The organism is Rhodococcus sp. NyZ502 (genome assembly GCF_041464245.1).
In the GTDB taxonomy this organism is placed as follows: Bacteria; Actinomycetota; Actinomycetes; order Mycobacteriales; family Mycobacteriaceae; genus Rhodococcus_F; species Rhodococcus_F qingshengii.
This window is the reverse complement of the sequence record NZ_CP167155.1, coordinates 2879904-2894579: the sequence shown is the minus strand read 5'-3', so window position 1 is coordinate 2894579 and position 14676 is coordinate 2879904. Positions and strand designations below refer to the sequence as shown.

Below are 14676 nucleotides of genomic sequence, written 5' to 3'. Positions count from 1 at the left end.
GCGAGCAGCTCCCCAAGCAACACGGTGCGATGCGGACGTGGCGCAGCTGGTAGCGCACAACCTTGCCAAGGTTGGGGTCGCGGGTTCGAATCCCGTCGTCCGCTCGAGAGGTGTGACTCAACCTTTTACGGTGGAGTGGCCGAGTGGTGAGGCAACGGCCTGCAAAGCCGTGCACACGGGTTCGATTCCCGTCTCCACCTCGCGCGATTAGCTCAGCGGGAGAGCGCTTCCCTGACACGGAAGAGGTCACTGGTTCAATCCCAGTATCGCGCACCACGTCAGGCCCTAGGGCCTGATGGTCAAGACCTGCTTGCAGGTCTGATAAGTTAGAAAAGTACTGAGTTCCGGTAACGGAGTTCATTGCTCATGCGGACGTGGCGCAGCTGGTAGCGCACAACCTTGCCAAGGTTGGGGTCGCGGGTTCGAATCCCGTCGTCCGCTCCATTTTTCTCCAGAACCCGCGCGATTAGCTCAGCGGGAGAGCGCTTCCCTGACACGGAAGAGGTCACTGGTTCAATCCCAGTATCGCGCACCATTTGAGAATGCAAGAAGCCGGAACCTCAGGGTTCCGGCTTTTTGCGTTCGAGCGCCGAACACACGGGCCGCAGTACTGACGCAAGCCCCCTCGGGCATCCACGTCAGTACTGCGGTTGATGTAGCTGATCAGATTGTTGTAACTGCTCAGTGAGAGAAGCGGTTCGCTGCCGAAGTCATCGCGCGCAGCGAGGACTCCGTCGACGACTCCGCAATACCCATCGCCCAGCTCCGACGGCCGTCGCACTCGGTGAAGATGAACGTCGCAGTGCGGTGGCCGATCTGGTGCTGATGGAAAGACAGGATCTCGAGCGAGATTCCCGCGTCGTGCAGCATCGACGTCATGGCTGAGATCGCGCCGGTCGAGGTGGCGGACGCTTTCTGGATACGCTCCCCCAGACCGAGAGTCGCTTCGAAGGTCCAACGACCCGGCGCAATCTTCTCGGAGGACCACGCACCCAGACGGATCGGGCCGCTCATAGCCGCATACGTGGACTCGAACTCGGTCCACGACATCGCTGAGCATTCGGCACGCAAGCCAGCGGGCAGAGATTTGCCGTGACGCGCCGCAAAGGGATCAGCAGCAGAAGACGAATCAGAAGCGAAAGCGAAATTGTAAGTCATGATCGTGGTCTTCCTGGAATGAAGTGGAGGACCAACTGGTAGCAAGACGACCCGCAGCGAGGGGTCGGTCCGATTCAGACCCCGCTACGGCGGCTTACTACGAGAATTCGCTTCATGAGAGACGAGGCTAGGCGGCCCGGTTCGAGAATGCAACCCAGACCGCCGCCGCACAGGTCAGACCTGAGCCGCTTTGTGCTCGGCGATCAGGGCGCGATACCACTCGAACGAGGTCTTCGGTGTGCGCTTCTGGGTGTCGAAATCGACGTGCACCAGGCCGAAACGCTCCTTGTATCCCGCAGCCCATTCGAAGTTGTCGAGAAGTGACCACACAAAATAACCGCGGACGTCGACACCGTCGTCCATTGCCGATCGGAGGGCGCGAAGGTGCGCATCGTGGTAGTCGATTCGTGCTTCGTCGTCGACGACGCCTGCGGCATCCGGGGCGTCGTGGAATGAACATCCGCTTTCGGTGATGTAGATCGGCGGCAGTGCGTCACCGAAGCGGGCGTGGAACGTCCGCAAGATCTCGCCCAGCCCCTCGGGAACGATCGGCCAACCGAAATCGGTTGTGGGATAACCGGTAATCGCTACAGGGGCAAAGGGCAGGCCCGGAGGCAGGTCGACTTCGAGCACACCTTCGGTCCCCTGGCCTTCCACCGGAGCGGCAATCATCGTCGGCTCGTAGTAGTTGATCCCGTACCAGTCGAGCGGCGCCCCGATGATTTTCAAGTCCTCGTCGACAGGACCGCTGAGCAGCTGAGCGAATTCGTCGGCCGGGTACTTCCCGACCAGAACCGGGTCGGCGAACATCCAATTGACGACGTGGTCGTAGATGTCGGCAGCCATCACGTCTTCCGGCGAATCCGAAGCGGCACGCACCGGAGCATGGTTCGAGGCGATTCCGATGTTCGTGCATCCGGTTGCCCGAAGCGCTTCGACAGCGAGGCCATGCCCGAGCAGCTGGTGATGTGCGGCTTGGAAAGCCTCGAACCCCAAGGCCAGTCCGGGGGCGTGAACTCCGAGGGCATGCCCGTAAAGCGTGTGCACAACTGGTTCGTTGAGCGGCATCCACATTCCGACCCGATCCGACAGCCGCTCGCCGACGACCTGCGCATACTCCCCCAGCCGATACGAGGTGTCGCGGTTCATCCAGCCGCCCTGCTCCTGCAAGGCAAGGGGCAGATCCCAGTGAAAGAGCGTGACAGCGGCAGTAATTCCCGCCGAACACAGTCGGTCGATCAGGCGGTCGTAGAAGTCGAGCCCCTTCGCATTCACTGCCCCCGATCCGGTGGGCAGAATGCGCGACCACGACAGAGACAGCCGATAAGCGTCGAGCCCGAGCTGATTCATCAGCTCGATGTCCGACTCCCAGCGGTGATAATGATCGGCAGCGACCGTCCCGGTGTCGCCCCCGACGACAACACCGGGACGGTCACAGAACTCGTCCCAGATCGACGGTCCGCGACCGTCTTCGGCCACAGCTCCTTCGATTTGATAGGCCGCAGTGGCGGTTCCCCAGACGAAGGAAGTCGGAAATTCTGGTGTCGGCTGCCGAGTCATGTCGGTCAGTTAATCAAAGAACCGTGCAAAACACGCAGCTTTGTTGGACACTCGACCAGTATCAAGATCCAGTACCGTTCGGCCTAACCGAACGAACGAGACAAAGGCCCTGCTTGATGACGGATAACACCCGCACCCTGACGAGGGCTCGGATCGCGACTTCGGTGGCCTTCGGACTTCAAGGATTTCTGCTCGCCGCCATTCTGACGCAGCTGCCGCAGTACAAGGACTTGTTCGAGCTGAGCGAGACACTGGTTGTGGTTGCGGTTGTCACCGTGTCCGTCATCGCCGGGCTCGGCAGCGTGCTCGCCGAGATGCTGGCCGTGAGAACGTCGAGCAAGATGACCCTGCGAACTGGGCTCGCCGTCATCGCAGTCTTCGGCGGGGCAACCGGAATTGCGCCCAACGCAGCGATGTTCTTCGTCTTCCTGGCGATCTACGGCATCGGACTCGGCATGGTCGACGCGGCCGCCAACATGCAGGCAGTCTCGATCCAACACGCCAAGGGCCGCTTCATCCTCTCCTCGTTCCATGCTTCCTGGAGCGTCGGAGCGATTGTCGGTGCCCTGTTCATCTCTGCTACCGCAGGCCTCGACATTTCGATCCGCGTCACGCAGGTGATCGCGGGAGTTGTTGTCGGACTGATGCTTCTGGCCTTCGGCCCGCAACTGCTCGATCGGTCCGAGTCTCCGGTTGCCGAGGCAAACATCACGAGCACCGCGAAATTCGCGGTACCCACCCGCGCCTTCGTCCTCCTCGGCGTCGCGATGGCATTGTTCTACGCGGTCGACTTCAGCGTCGGAAACTGGTCGACTCTGTACGTCAAGGACGAACTGCTCGCCGACGCCGGGACCGCTGCCCTTTCCGTGGCGGCGTATCAGATCGCGGCACTTGTCGCACGACTGACCGGGGACTACTGGGTCGGGAAATTCGGTGAGACCACCGTCGTGCGGATCGGCTCTCTCATCGGCGTAGTCGGCATGACAGTTGTCGTCCTCGCGCAATCTCCCGCCGTTGCCATCGCCGGGTTCCTCATCGTCGGGCTCGGGGTACCGGTGATCGCTCCGATCTGCTTCAGCGCTGCCGGCAGGATGGCTCCCCCGGATCAGGTCGATGCGGTGATCGCACGCATCAACCTCTTCAACTACGTCGGCACAGTAGTCGGCGGCGGCATCGTCGGCGCGGTCGCCGCCTTCAGTGACCTTCGAATCGGGTTCCTGATTCCGCTGGCGTTCTGCGCGATCTTGACAGTTCTTGCTCCCGCGTTCGCACCGAAACGAGCCACAACTCCGGTCGCCGAGAACGCCGCTTGAGCATTGCGCCCGAGGAAAGTGGTGTACTTGATCGACCGAATTGTGTGCGCGAGAGGCAGAAACTGACGTGACGATCACCGTTGACCGGGCCGGGATCTGGGATTCCGAAGCAATCGCCGACGTGGCAGCGGTGACATTTCCACTGGCGTGTCCGCCGGACGCATCCGACGACGACATCAGTGCCTTCATCGACAACGTTCTCTCCGTCGACAAGTTCTCCGAGTACCTGACCGATCCGACGCGAACCGTTCTCAAGGTCATTCGCGACGGTTCGATCGTCGGCTACGCGATGCTTGTCGACGACGAGCCCGCCGACCCGGACGTCAAAGCTGCTGTGACACTTCGCCCGACAACAGAACTCAGCAAGTTGTACGTGCTTCCGGGTAACCACGGAACCGGCGCGGCAGCATCCTTGATGGACGCGGTTGTCGACCACGCACGACGCAGCGGAAGTGCCGGGATCTGGCTGGGCGTCAATCAGGAGAACCTGCGCGCCCAGAAGTTCTACGCAAAGCACGGTTTCACACAGGTCGGCACGAAGACTTTCCTCGTGGGCGCACAACTCCACCACGATTTCGTGATGGAGCGCCCCGTCAGCTGACAGGCGTGCAGACTAGCCGGCCGCGACCTCGAAACGAGAAAGTGCGAGCAGGCGCGAGGTCGCGCGCAAGTACTTCTTCTTGTACCCACCGGCGAGCATCTCGGGAGTGAAGATCTCGTCGAGGCGTGCGCCGGAAACGGTGACCGGGATGCTCGCGTCGTACAGGCGGTCGGCGAGAACCACGATGCGCAGTGCAACGGACTGATCCGTTGCCGGGTGGACACCGTCGATGAACACGGCCTTCACACCCTCGACCAGCTTGTTGTACCGAGACGGGTGCAGGGTGCTGAGGTGCTTGCACAGCTCGTCGAAGTTGTCGAGCGTGGCGCCGTCGATGGCGTCGGCCCGAGAAACCAACTCCTCCGAGGAGATGGGCTCGGGTGCGGGCGGGAGATCGCGGTGACGGTAGTCGGGGCCGTCGACGCGAATCGTCTCGAAGATCGAGCCGAGCTTCTTGATCTCACGCAGGAAGTCCTGAGCCGCGAAGCGACCCTCACCGAGCTGGCCGGGAAGCGTGTTCGACGTCGCGACGATGGACACGCCGCGCGCGGAAAGCTCCGAGAGGAGGCGGGATACGAGCATGGTGTCGCCCGGATCGTCGAGCTCGAACTCGTCGATGCAGAGAACGCTGTGGTCGGCGAGCGCTTCGACCGCCTTGTTGAAGCCGAGAGCGCCGACGACGTGTGTCAGCTCGACGAAGGTTCCGAAAGCCTTCGGCGACGGAACGCTGTGGAAGATCGACGCCAGCAAGTGAGTCTTACCGACACCGAACCCGCCGTCGAGGTACAGGCCGGCGCCGGTCGCCTGGGTCTTCTTGCCGAACAGTCCGCGGCGTCCACCACTACGGATCTTGGTGACGCGCTTGGAGAATTCCTCGGCCTTGGCGACAGCAGCTGCCTGGCTCGGTTCCTTCGGATCAGGAATGTAGGACGCAAAACTCACCTCGTCGAACATTGCGGGAGGCACCATTTGAGCTACCAGTTGATCGGCGGGTACCACCGGGCTGCGATCGACAAGACGTTCATGCATCCGTCAAGGGTATCTACGTGATGTGATCTCTCATGTGCACCGTATGGATATTGCGACCTACTTCACACCAGGCCACGACGACGAACTCCGCGGCTTGTACGCCTATCCGGAGAACCTCTCGCAACCCTGGATGCGCGTGAACTTCGTTTCCAGCATCGACGGGTGCGTCGCCGTCGACGGAGTGAGCGGTGGACTGGGCACACCGGCAGACAAGTCGGTATTCGGGATCATGCGCGAACTTTGTGACGTCGTCGTGGTCGGCGCAGGCACAGCGCGAGCCGAGAACTACGGGGGTGTGCAGGTCTCGGACGAAGCCCGGGCGCGACGAAAGGCGAGCGGCCTCGCTCCGGTCCCACCGATCCTCGTCGTCTCGGCGCACGCGTCGATCGACCCCGAAAGCCGACTCCTTCGCGATACCGAAGTTCCACCGATCCTTGTTGTCGGTCGCGACGCGGACTCCGCGGCAATTTCGGCGCTGAGATCTGCCGGAGCGCAGGTGGAGGTGACGGACTCACCGAACGTCACCAGCGGCGACATCGACAGGGCCTTGTCGGCTCGCAAGCTCCGTCGCGTGCTGTGCGAGGGCGGACCGTCACTTTTCGGGCAGTTGATCGAGGACAATGCCGTCGACGAACTCTGCATCACCACGTCACCTCAACTGGTGGGGAGCAAAGTCGGCCGAATCTCACTCTCCCCCAACGCAATGCCCACAGCCATGCGTCCCGCGCACATTCTCGGTGATACGGACGGCACGATCCTCACTCGATGGGTTCGTCAGCAGCCACGTCGGTGAACCTGGCACTCTGGTCGGCATGCGCAGAGTTGCTTTGATGGCCGTCGTCCTCGCGACGTGTTGTGCGTGCGGCGCCGGTCCGTCGCTTCGGCCCGCCGTCGCGGTCGAAGGCCGCACCGACGGCAGCCCTGCCCAGAGCGAGGGACCGTCGCCCGATGCGCCGCCGGTTGACCCTGGCGTCCCGACCGATGACATACCGTGGCGAGACTGCACCGGCACGTCACTCGCCGACCAGGCTCTCGCGGCGTCGAGCGCTGGCGTCATTCTCGAATGCGCGGAATTCAATGCCCCCATCGACGTGACCGGCGCCATCGACGGCAACTTCACTGCCGGCTTGACCCGCGCTCGGACCTCGTCGACGCCTGCCGGCGCGTATCCGATCGTGTTCACATCGGGCACCGATCGTTCGTCGGGAAACTCTCTGGCCATGCTCGCCGCATCCGGCTTGAACACGGTTCTCGCCGAACATCCCGTGGTTGCCCTCGATCGCCGCGGAATCGACAGGTCCACCGCAATCGACTGCATGACGCCGGAGATTCGGCGCGGCCTTCACGATCTGGGCCAGTTCGACGCGGATTCCACCGGCGACGCCGCCGATGCGGTCGCGGCCCTCGGTCACGACGCCACCATTGCCTGCACCGACTACCTCGACCCTCAAGAACTGAAGTTCGGCGCCGACTCCGCAGCCGAGGACATCGACGCTCTACGTACACGGTGGGGCGTCGAGACCATCGCTCTGTGGTCGGCAGGGTCCGGCTCGGACATCGCGCTGAGCTATGCGGCGGCCCACCCGAACAACCTCGCGAGGTTGATCCTCGATTCTCCCGCTCCGGTGGCCACCGACGCTGCCACCGAGGCAGAGAGTCGCGTGCAGGGCGAAGAAGACGCGTTGACCGCGTTCGCTCAGCGATGTGTGGCGCTGGGGTGCTCGCTCGGACCTGATCCGAAGAAATCGGTCACGGACTTGATGGAGCGCGCTCGAGCCGATGAATTCCAGCCGCTGTCCGCCGCTGCGGTGTCGAACGCGATTTCGGCCAGCCTGTGGACTGCCGGAACCAACCGTGAGCAGGAGACCCGCTCACTGTCCGACGCTCTGTCCGCGCTCGGTACCGGCAACGCTTCGCCGATTCGAGAGCGCGCCGCCCGGGCGGAGAACGAGGTGGACGGCGACGGCCAGTTCATCGGACGGTGCACCGACGGCATGCAATGGCCGGGCATCGGGCGTGCGCGCGTGCTTGCGGACACCTGGGGCACCAACTATCCGGTGTTCGGGCGAGAAGCCGCGCTCGGGTTGCTGGCGTGCGCCAGCTGGCCGTCGACCGCCAACTCCCCCCTGCCGAATCAGTTGAAGCCCCCAGTCCTCGTGCTGAGCGGTCAGGGTGACCCGGCCGTCGGGAACTCCGGACTCTCGACCGTCACCGGCGTCGTGACCAATGCAGGATCGCGCTTCGCAACTCTGGACTGGCAAGGTGCGGGTCACCCCGCGGCACAATCCACCTGCGCTCAACAGGCGATGCGCCTCTACCTCAGCGACGCCTCCCTGCCCAGTAACGGAAGCGTGTGCCCGGCCTGACTCGGGCGCTCGTCCACCACGACCGAAAAGGGGTGCATCCCCCGATCACACCCTGCTCCGGTGTACCGTGCCGAAGTGTTCCTTCGACAGCTCGAGCCGCGTACCGGGCGGACAACCCAACAAGTCGTCAACTTCGTTTTGTGGCCGATCGCCGTGATGACAGTGCTCAATCGTGTCATCGTCACAGCAGTCAACGGCGCCATCACCGATGACTTCCGACCGGTCTACAACGCCGCGCTGGCGTTCTGGAACGGGCGCGACGTCTACACCGCAGATTTCAACTCCGTAGACCCCCATTACCTGTACCCACCATCGGGTTCCTTGTTGATGGCACCCCTGGCGATCCTCGATCCCGAGCGCTCACGGTGGCTGTTCATCGGTGTCAATGCCGTCGCCATTCTCGTGGCTCTCTACCTGCTGTTGCGCTTGTTCGACCTGACGATCAGTTCCATCGCGGCGCCGATTCTGGTGCTCGGCGCGTTCATGTCGGAGACGGTCACCAACACGTTGGTGTTCACCAACATCAACGGCCTCGTCCTGCTCGGCGAAGTTGCCTTCCTCCTGTTGCTGATGCGCAAGAAGGATCTGTGGGCCGGCGCCGCGATCGGTCTCACCATCGCAGTGAAACCCACTCTCGCGCCGCTGCTCCTGCTGCCACTCGTTCGCGGTCAGTGGAAGGTGTTCGTCACCGCCCTGGGTATCCCGTTCATTCTCACGGTCGTGGCATGGCCGCTGGCGTCGGATCCGATGGACTTCGTCCGCCGCACCGTGCCGTACCTGCTCGAATCTCGTGACTACTTCAACAGTTCGATTGTCGGAAACGGCGCTTACTTCGGTCTGCCCGAATGGTTGATCCTGCTCTTGCGCGTCGTGTTGGTCGCCATGGTCGTCGTCTCGCTGTGGCTTCTGTACCGCTACTACCGCAACGACGAACTTTTCTTCCTCACCACCGCGACCGGTGTGATCATGACCGCGTCGTTCCTGCTGCCCTCGCTCGGCCAGATGTACTACTCGATGATGCTGCTCCCGCTCCTGATGTCCGTGGTGCTCAAGAACTCGGTCATGCGGAACTGGCCGGCCTGGCTCGCCGTCTACGGCTTCATGACGTTCGACAGCTGGTGGTCGAACCGCTGGCCGACCTTCGGCCGGGCGGCCGAATACACCAAGAGCACCCTCGGCTGGAGCCTTCTGCTGATCGTGATCTTCTGTGTCCTCGGATACCGGTATCTGGTCGCGCGTCGAGAGGGCCGCTTGGATCGGGGAATCGATCCCGCGTACCTCCTCGATCCCCCACTCGATACCGTCTCACCTGCCCACGAAGCCGAAACGGCGACAAAGCATTAGCGTGGAGGCATGAGTTCTTCACACGATGGCATCGACAGCACACCTGAGGTCACGTACACCGAGAGCGAGTGGCGCGAAAAACTGACGCCGGAGGAGTTCGCCGTCCTGCGCCAAGCCGGCACCGAACGCCCCTTCGTCGGCGAGTACACCGACACCACCACGGAAGGTGTCTACTCCTGCCGGGCCTGCGGAGCCGAACTGTTCCGCAGCACCGAGAAGTTCGAATCGCACTGCGGGTGGCCGTCCTTCTTCGATCCGGCGGATTCGGATGCCGTGATCCTGAAAGAAGACAGCTCACTCGGAATGCGCCGGGTCGAGGTCATCTGCAAGAAGTGCCACAGCCACCTCGGTCACGTCTTCGAGGGCGAGGGATACCCGACGCCGACCGATCAGCGGTACTGCATCAACTCGATCTCGCTGGTTCTCAAGCCCGCTCAGTAGCCAGGTCGTGGGCTACCCCGTGTCACTGGTAGCCCACGATTCGAGACTTTCCACTCAGAAGTCCCAGTTCAGCGCAGTCGGGCTCAGACCAGCCGCATTCAGGTCCTCGTTTCGAGCGACAAGTCCGTCTTTGACGGAACCGATCCCGCCACCGATCGCGCCGGAAGTGATGTCCGTCAACGCGGCGTCGCCGCCCGTGACTTCCTTCGTCACGATCGCAGCGGACGCTCCCGAGACCGCGTCGTCGAAGGCACCTCGCGCGATCTCCTGCACTCTCGAACCGGTCGGGAGCGGGTTCGGGTCAGGGCCGACACGATCCGGCGTCGTCTTCAACCCTCCGTTCGCAAGTCCCTTGATGAAACCGTCGCGCCCCTCGGTCACGACCTTGCCACCGTCGATCGACTGGCGATGATCCATCGTCATCTGCCCGAGTTGAATGGCGAGGCCGGAGAAGACGGCAGCGGCAGCTTCCACTGCCGCAGCCTCGATCACTCGTATCAACAATTGCTGCAACAACATTCGGACCGTGAGTGTTGTTGCGACCTCAGCCGCCACGACCCCGGCGGTACTGACGCCCAGTGTCGGGACAGCAGCCGCCACCATGGCGGCAATCTCGAGCGCCAGTGCGCCCAGCGCCGCGAGGATCGACAGTTTGGTGTACTCGATGTCCGTGCCGGTATCGGTGCATGACTGACCCAGTTCGGCCGCGGCAGAGGACAACCGCTCGAAGACCTCCGCAACTCCCCCGGCCTCGGACCAATACCGAGACAACGAGTCGCCGGCTCGACCGTCGATCGATGCCAGTACTGCCTGCAATCCGTAACCACCGGCAGCGGCCGAAGCCTCGATCCGATCAGCCGCGCCTGACCAGGCATCACCCAACCTCCACAGCGCCGTTTCGTCTCCTTGCGGCCAGTCACTGCCCACCGCGACCGACGCAACCGCCTGTAACCAGCCTGGAATCTCGAGTCCCATCAGAGCCCACCCGCCATGTCGTCGGCAAGCGAGGTGTCGATCGATTCGAAACGATCGGTGATCTCGATCAGCGTGGCGGTCAATTCGCGCAGCGCGCCCGCGACCAGCGTCATCCCACCGACTGCTGACTCAGCACCGGGAACATATGCGCCTGAGAATGCGGATCCGAACTGGTCAGTGCCCCAGCAACCCTCTTCGGCGGCGACCACCGCGTCGAGAGCGCTCCGCGCCTCGTCGAGATCGCCAGCGACCACCGCGAAGGCTGGTGCAGCACTTTTCATCGCGGCCACATTCACGCCCAGTTCAGACATTGCCGGAGCTCCTCAGAACGGTGCGGTCCCAGTTCTCGTCGCAGGAAGCCGGTGTGGAGCTCGGACGAGGTTCGAGAATCTCGCGCAATCCGAGCACGCCCGGAACCAGGTCCGGCAAGTCGATTCCGGCCGCCTCCGTGAGCGGCTTCGTCATCTCGGCAACCTGTCGGCGTATGTCTTCTGCCGCAGACGCGGCCGTAGCCAGGATCAGATTCCCCAACGCTGCCGGCGAATGCTTGGCGTAAGAACTCCCCGAGAGATCGACTCCCACCACCGCCCCCGAGGCGTCGACGACGATTTCCACGCTGCCGTCACTCGAACGCGCGCTCGCCGTCGCTCGAGCGATCCTCTCCTGCAAGTCCGCCAGCGATCGAGTCCGCTCCAACAGAACGTGCTGCATCGAACCGATCTGAGCCCGAAGTACTTCGACTTGCCCCCGCATCGAACCAACATCCGCTGCACTCACGATGGCCCCCACCTTCGATAGATCGTGACACCTGATTCAGGCGCTCACGAGGTTCGACGCGAGAGGTGGCCGATCGGTTCCGTCAGCGTGAACGAAGCACGGGCGGATCGAACGCCTTGACCGGCGGCAGGGCCCCGTCGAATTTCTCGATCTGCACCAGAACGTGCTGGCCGGTGCACCCGTGCGAGAGTGACGACGTACCGATGTCCGGTGTCAGAACGTTGGGATTGCCGTGCACGCACAGAGAGTCGGGATCGGCAGGATCGAGCGGGTCGTACCAGGCACCGGTGGAAAGTTGGACGACGTCGCTCCGCAAGTCCGAGTCGACGATCACACCAGCAAGGCACGCTCCGCGATCGTTGAACACCCGCACCACGTCTCCTGCCGAGACGCCGCGCGCGGCCGCTGCATCGGGGTGCATACGAATCGGCTCGCGTCCCTGAATCTTCGACGCCTGGCTCGCAGCGCCGTGATCGAGTTGGCTGTGCAGACGCGTCTTGGGCTGATTGGCGATCAAGTGAAGCGGGAATTGCGAGGCTCGCGGTCCACCCAGCCACTCGTCGGGCTCGTACCAGCGCGGATGGCCGGCGCAGTCGTCGTAGCCGAAGGACTCGATGGTCTCGGAGAAGATCTCGATCTTCCCACTCGGAGTCGAGAGCGGATATTTCTCGGGATTCTCACGGAAGTCACCGAAGAGCACGAGGTTGTCTTCGGTTCGCATCCGGTAGTGCCCTTCTGCCCAGAAGTCCTCGAACGTCGGTGTGTTGCCGCCGTCTGCATCGACGAACGGCCGCCATTGACCGTAGAGATGCTCGATCCACTCCTGTGAGGATCGCCCCTCTGTGAACTGTTCCCCGAATCCGAGCGCAGAAGCCAGAGCGGCAAACGTGTCGTAGTCGTCACGCGAGTTCTCGAAAGGTGGAACGACCTGCTGCATCGCGACCAGAAGCGGGTCGTTTCGAGTGCAGCTCAGGTCATTTCGTTCGAGCGAGGTGGTCGACGGGACCACGATGTCGGCGTTGCGGGCCATCGGCGTCCAGTACGGATCGTGAACGACGATCGTGTCCGGACGCGCAAATGCCCGTCGCAGCCTCGGGAGATCCTGATGGTGGTGAAACGGATTGCCACCGGCCCAATAGACCAACCGGATGTCAGGATAGGTCAGGCGTCGGCCGTCGTAGTCGAACTCCTCCCCGGGCGAAAGCAGCAGGTCGGAAATCGCGGCTACCGGAATGAAATCCGACACCGGATTCACACCTTGCGAGAAGGTCGGCAAGGGATACGGCACCGGAGCCAGACCCGGCTCGTTCATCGAACCGTAGCCGTGCCCGAAACCTCCACCCGGAAGCCCGAATTGGCCGAGCATCGCTGCGAGTGTCACGCCCATCCACGGTGCCTGTTCACCGTGTTTGATGCGTTGCAACGACCACGTGACGGTCACCAGCGTCCGGCCAGACGCCATTCTCCGAGCCAGGTCGGTGATGAACTCCGCCGACACACCGGAGATCTTCTGCGCCCAGCGCGGATCCTTCGGTACACCGTCGGAACGTCCGAGCAGGTAATCCTCGAAGCGTTCGTAACCGACGCAGAAACGGCCCAGGAAATCGCGATCGTGCAGGTCCTCCGATGCCAGGACAAACGCCAGGGCAAGCATGATTGCAACGTCGGTTCCCGGAACGGGTGCGATCCACTCGCAGTCACCCTCGACGTCGTCACGCAACGGACTGAAGGAGACGATCTTTCCGCCGCGGGCACGAAACGCGTCGAGCGCCCCGCGCGTCGGATGATCACTCGTACCACCGGCATTGACTCCGGTGTTCTTGATCGGCACTCCCCCGAACGAGACGAGGAGTTCGGAGTGCTTCGCGATGACGTCCCACGACGTGGAGCGCGCGAACAACTTCCAGTGCGTTCCGACCACACGCGGCATGATGACACCGGTGGCACCGAGCGAGTAGCTGTGAACTGACTTGGTGTATCCACCCAGCTGATTCAGAAATCGGTGAACTTGGCTCTGCGCGTGATGGAATCGGCCGGCGCTGGCCCAGCCGTACGAGCCGCCGAAGATCGCGTTGTTTCCGTGCGCGTCGACCACGCGACGCAGTTCACGCGAGAGGAGTTCGGTCAGTTCGTCCCAGGAGACCGAGACGAATTCGTCGGCTCCACGTCGGTCGCTGGGACCCGGCCCGTTCTCGAGCCAACCCCGACGCACCGCCGGGCCCGAAACACGAGCCCGACTGCGCACCGAACCGGCGAGGTTCCCGAGCATCGGCGAAGGATTCGCATCACCCTCGTACGGATGCACGGCGGTCACCTCGCCGGCGACCGATTCGGCGGTGAACATTCCCCAATGGGACATGTGTTGACGACGCCGGTTCGGTGCAGTTGTCACAGGAACTACTTTCGAAGCAGATCAGGGAAGGGAAAGAACCAGCTTCTCGATGTCCACGCGCGGGCCGGTGAAGAACGGCACCTCTTCGCGAACGTGCAAGCGAGCTTCGGTGGCACGTAGATCGCGCATCAGATCGACGATACGAATGAGCTCGGGTGCTTCGAACGCGAGAATCCACTCGTAGTCCCCCAGGGCGAAGGCCGGGACCGTGTTGGCGCGAACGTCCTTGTACGAACGAGCAGCCATACCGTGATCGGCGAGCATCTTGCGACGCTCCTCGTCGGGGAGCAGGTACCACTCGTACGAGCGGACGAACGGGTAGACGCAGATGTAGTCGCCCGGATCCTCACCCGCGATGAACGAGGGCACGTGGCTCTTGTTGAACTCCGCGGGGCGGTGCACCGCCGAGTTGCTCCAGATGGGAGCACTGGCCTGTCCGAGGACCGTGGTGCGACGAAAATCCGCGTACGCGGCCTGCAGTTCCTCGATGGTGGCCGCGTGGGTCCAGATCATGAAGTCCGCGTCGGCGCGCAGGCCGGCGACGTCGTAGATCCCGCGAACCACGACGCCCTTGTCTTCGAGACCCTCGAAGAACAAGCGGGCGTCCTTGACCGCAGCTTCCCGATCATCGCCCAGCACACCGGGTTCCACCTGGAACACGGAGAACATGAGGTAACGGATTTCAGAGTTCAGTTTGTCGAAATCAAGGCGTGCCATGGG

Annotated in this window: 14 protein-coding genes and 5 tRNA genes; 11 read left to right on the top strand and 8 right to left on the bottom strand. The window is 62.9% G+C overall.

The genetic code is table 11. The annotated features are described in order from the left end of the window. The first annotated feature begins 31 nt into the window (after positions 1 to 31). The 5 genes from ACBG85_RS13560 (at position 32) to ACBG85_RS13540 (ending at position 535) form a co-directional block, all read left to right on the top strand. A tRNA-Gly gene (locus ACBG85_RS13560) sits at positions 32 to 104 on the top strand. Between the two features lie 25 nt (positions 105 to 129). After that, positions 130 to 200: transfer RNA gene (locus ACBG85_RS13555), tRNA-Cys, on the top strand. Between the two features lies 1 nt (position 201). Further along, positions 202 to 276: transfer RNA gene (locus ACBG85_RS13550), tRNA-Val, on the top strand. 92 nt (positions 277 to 368) lie between these two features. Then, positions 369 to 444, top strand: a tRNA-Gly gene (locus ACBG85_RS13545). Between the two features lie 16 nt (positions 445 to 460). After that, a tRNA-Val gene (locus ACBG85_RS13540) sits at positions 461 to 535 on the top strand. 146 nt (positions 536 to 681) lie between these two features. Here ACBG85_RS13540 and ACBG85_RS13535 read toward each other — a convergent pair. After that, entirely contained in the window at positions 682 to 1158 is a 477-nt protein-coding gene (locus ACBG85_RS13535; RefSeq protein WP_003942597.1) for an alpha-isopropylmalate synthase regulatory domain-containing protein, read from the bottom strand. 174 nt (positions 1159 to 1332) lie between these two features. Further along, positions 1333 to 2718 carry a GH1 family beta-glucosidase gene (locus ACBG85_RS13530; RefSeq protein WP_003942640.1) on the bottom strand — a complete coding sequence of 462 codons (1386 nt, stop codon included), beginning with the start codon at positions 2716 to 2718 and terminating at the stop codon, positions 1333 to 1335. A gap of 116 nt (positions 2719 to 2834) precedes the next feature. Between ACBG85_RS13530 and ACBG85_RS13525 the strand changes: the two genes are divergently transcribed. Beyond that, positions 2835 to 4031, top strand: a complete 1197-nt coding sequence (locus tag ACBG85_RS13525; protein WP_372027742.1) for an MFS transporter — start codon at positions 2835 to 2837, stop codon at positions 4029 to 4031. A gap of 67 nt (positions 4032 to 4098) precedes the next feature. Then, the gene (locus tag ACBG85_RS13520) at positions 4099 to 4632 is read left to right on the top strand and encodes an N-acetyltransferase (protein ID WP_003942603.1); all 534 of its coding nucleotides are present in this window, start codon (positions 4099 to 4101) and stop codon (positions 4630 to 4632) included. Positions 4633 to 4644: 12 nt separating this feature from the next. Here ACBG85_RS13520 and zapE read toward each other — a convergent pair whose 3' ends face one another. Continuing rightward, positions 4645 to 5661 (bottom strand): cell division protein ZapE, encoded by a 1017-nt coding sequence (gene zapE / locus ACBG85_RS13515; protein ID WP_003942629.1) that lies wholly within the window; start codon positions 5659 to 5661, stop codon positions 4645 to 4647. 43 nt (positions 5662 to 5704) lie between these two features. Between zapE and ACBG85_RS13510 the strand changes: the two genes are divergently transcribed. From ACBG85_RS13510 to msrB, 4 genes are read left to right on the top strand one after another with little or no spacing between them, the layout of a single operon-like run. Then, positions 5705 to 6454 (top strand): pyrimidine reductase family protein, encoded by a 750-nt coding sequence (locus ACBG85_RS13510; protein WP_166502245.1) that lies wholly within the window; start codon positions 5705 to 5707, stop codon positions 6452 to 6454. A 19-nt stretch (positions 6455 to 6473) separates the two neighbouring features. Next, positions 6474 to 8027, top strand: a complete 1554-nt coding sequence (locus ACBG85_RS13505; RefSeq protein ID WP_311094781.1) for an alpha/beta fold hydrolase — start codon at positions 6474 to 6476, stop codon at positions 8025 to 8027. Positions 8028 to 8087: 60 nt separating this feature from the next. Next, positions 8088 to 9371, top strand: a complete 1284-nt coding sequence (locus ACBG85_RS13500) for a glycosyltransferase family 87 protein (RefSeq protein WP_065455691.1) — start codon at positions 8088 to 8090, stop codon at positions 9369 to 9371. Positions 9372 to 9380: 9 nt separating this feature from the next. Beyond that, the gene (msrB, locus tag ACBG85_RS13495; RefSeq protein ID WP_003942631.1) at positions 9381 to 9812 is read left to right on the top strand and encodes a peptide-methionine (R)-S-oxide reductase MsrB; all 432 of its coding nucleotides are present in this window, start codon (positions 9381 to 9383) and stop codon (positions 9810 to 9812) included. A 54-nt stretch (positions 9813 to 9866) separates the two neighbouring features. Here msrB and ACBG85_RS13490 read toward each other — a convergent pair whose 3' ends face one another. The 5 genes from ACBG85_RS13490 to hemQ form a co-directional block, all read right to left on the bottom strand. Continuing rightward, complete coding sequence (locus ACBG85_RS13490) at positions 9867 to 10787, bottom strand: hypothetical protein (protein ID WP_372027739.1); 921 nt, start codon at positions 10785 to 10787, stop codon at positions 9867 to 9869. After that, the gene (locus ACBG85_RS13485) at positions 10787 to 11098 is read right to left on the bottom strand and encodes a WXG100 family type VII secretion target (RefSeq protein WP_165638347.1); all 312 of its coding nucleotides are present in this window, start codon (positions 11096 to 11098) and stop codon (positions 10787 to 10789) included. The genes ACBG85_RS13490 and ACBG85_RS13485 overlap by 1 nt, the downstream gene beginning before the upstream one ends. Next, positions 11091 to 11564: a YbaB/EbfC family nucleoid-associated protein gene (locus ACBG85_RS13480; RefSeq protein WP_244993305.1), complete on the bottom strand. Its 474-nt coding sequence runs from the start codon at positions 11562 to 11564 to the stop codon at positions 11091 to 11093. The genes ACBG85_RS13485 and ACBG85_RS13480 overlap by 8 nt, the downstream gene beginning before the upstream one ends. Positions 11565 to 11646: 82 nt before the next feature. After that, the gene (locus ACBG85_RS13475) at positions 11647 to 13923 is read right to left on the bottom strand and encodes a molybdopterin guanine dinucleotide-containing S/N-oxide reductase (protein ID WP_042449932.1); all 2277 of its coding nucleotides are present in this window, start codon (positions 13921 to 13923) and stop codon (positions 11647 to 11649) included. 54 nt (positions 13924 to 13977) lie between these two features. Further along, positions 13978 to 14673, bottom strand: a complete 696-nt coding sequence (hemQ, locus tag ACBG85_RS13470; protein WP_003942644.1) for a hydrogen peroxide-dependent heme synthase — start codon at positions 14671 to 14673, stop codon at positions 13978 to 13980. Between the last annotated feature and the right edge of the window lie 3 nt (positions 14674 to 14676).

Excerpts from the sequence above, each read along its gene's own strand:
- ACBG85_RS13505 (WP_311094781.1), top strand. The coding sequence starts at position 6,474 with ATGCGCAGAGTTGCTTTGATGGCCGTCGTCCTCGCGACGTGTTGTGCG.
- ACBG85_RS13530 (WP_003942640.1), bottom strand. The coding sequence starts at position 2,718 with ATGACTCGGCAGCCGACACCAGAATTTCCGACTTCCTTCGTCTGGGGA.
- ACBG85_RS13525 (WP_372027742.1), top strand. The coding sequence starts at position 2,835 with ATGACGGATAACACCCGCACCCTGACGAGGGCTCGGATCGCGACTTCG.
- ACBG85_RS13490 (WP_372027739.1), bottom strand. The coding sequence starts at position 10,787 with ATGGGACTCGAGATTCCAGGCTGGTTACAGGCGGTTGCGTCGGTCGCG.
- msrB (WP_003942631.1), top strand. The coding sequence starts at position 9,381 with ATGAGTTCTTCACACGATGGCATCGACAGCACACCTGAGGTCACGTAC.
- ACBG85_RS13475 (WP_042449932.1), bottom strand. The coding sequence starts at position 13,923 with ATGTCCCATTGGGGAATGTTCACCGCCGAATCGGTCGCCGGCGAGGTG.
- ACBG85_RS13535 (WP_003942597.1), bottom strand. The coding sequence starts at position 1,158 with ATGACTTACAATTTCGCTTTCGCTTCTGATTCGTCTTCTGCTGCTGAT.
- zapE (WP_003942629.1), bottom strand. The coding sequence starts at position 5,661 with ATGCATGAACGTCTTGTCGATCGCAGCCCGGTGGTACCCGCCGATCAA.
- ACBG85_RS13510 (WP_166502245.1), top strand. The coding sequence starts at position 5,705 with ATGGATATTGCGACCTACTTCACACCAGGCCACGACGACGAACTCCGC.
- hemQ (WP_003942644.1), bottom strand. The coding sequence starts at position 14,673 with ATGGCACGCCTTGATTTCGACAAACTGAACTCTGAAATCCGTTACCTC.
- ACBG85_RS13485 (WP_165638347.1), bottom strand. The coding sequence starts at position 11,098 with ATGTCTGAACTGGGCGTGAATGTGGCCGCGATGAAAAGTGCTGCACCA.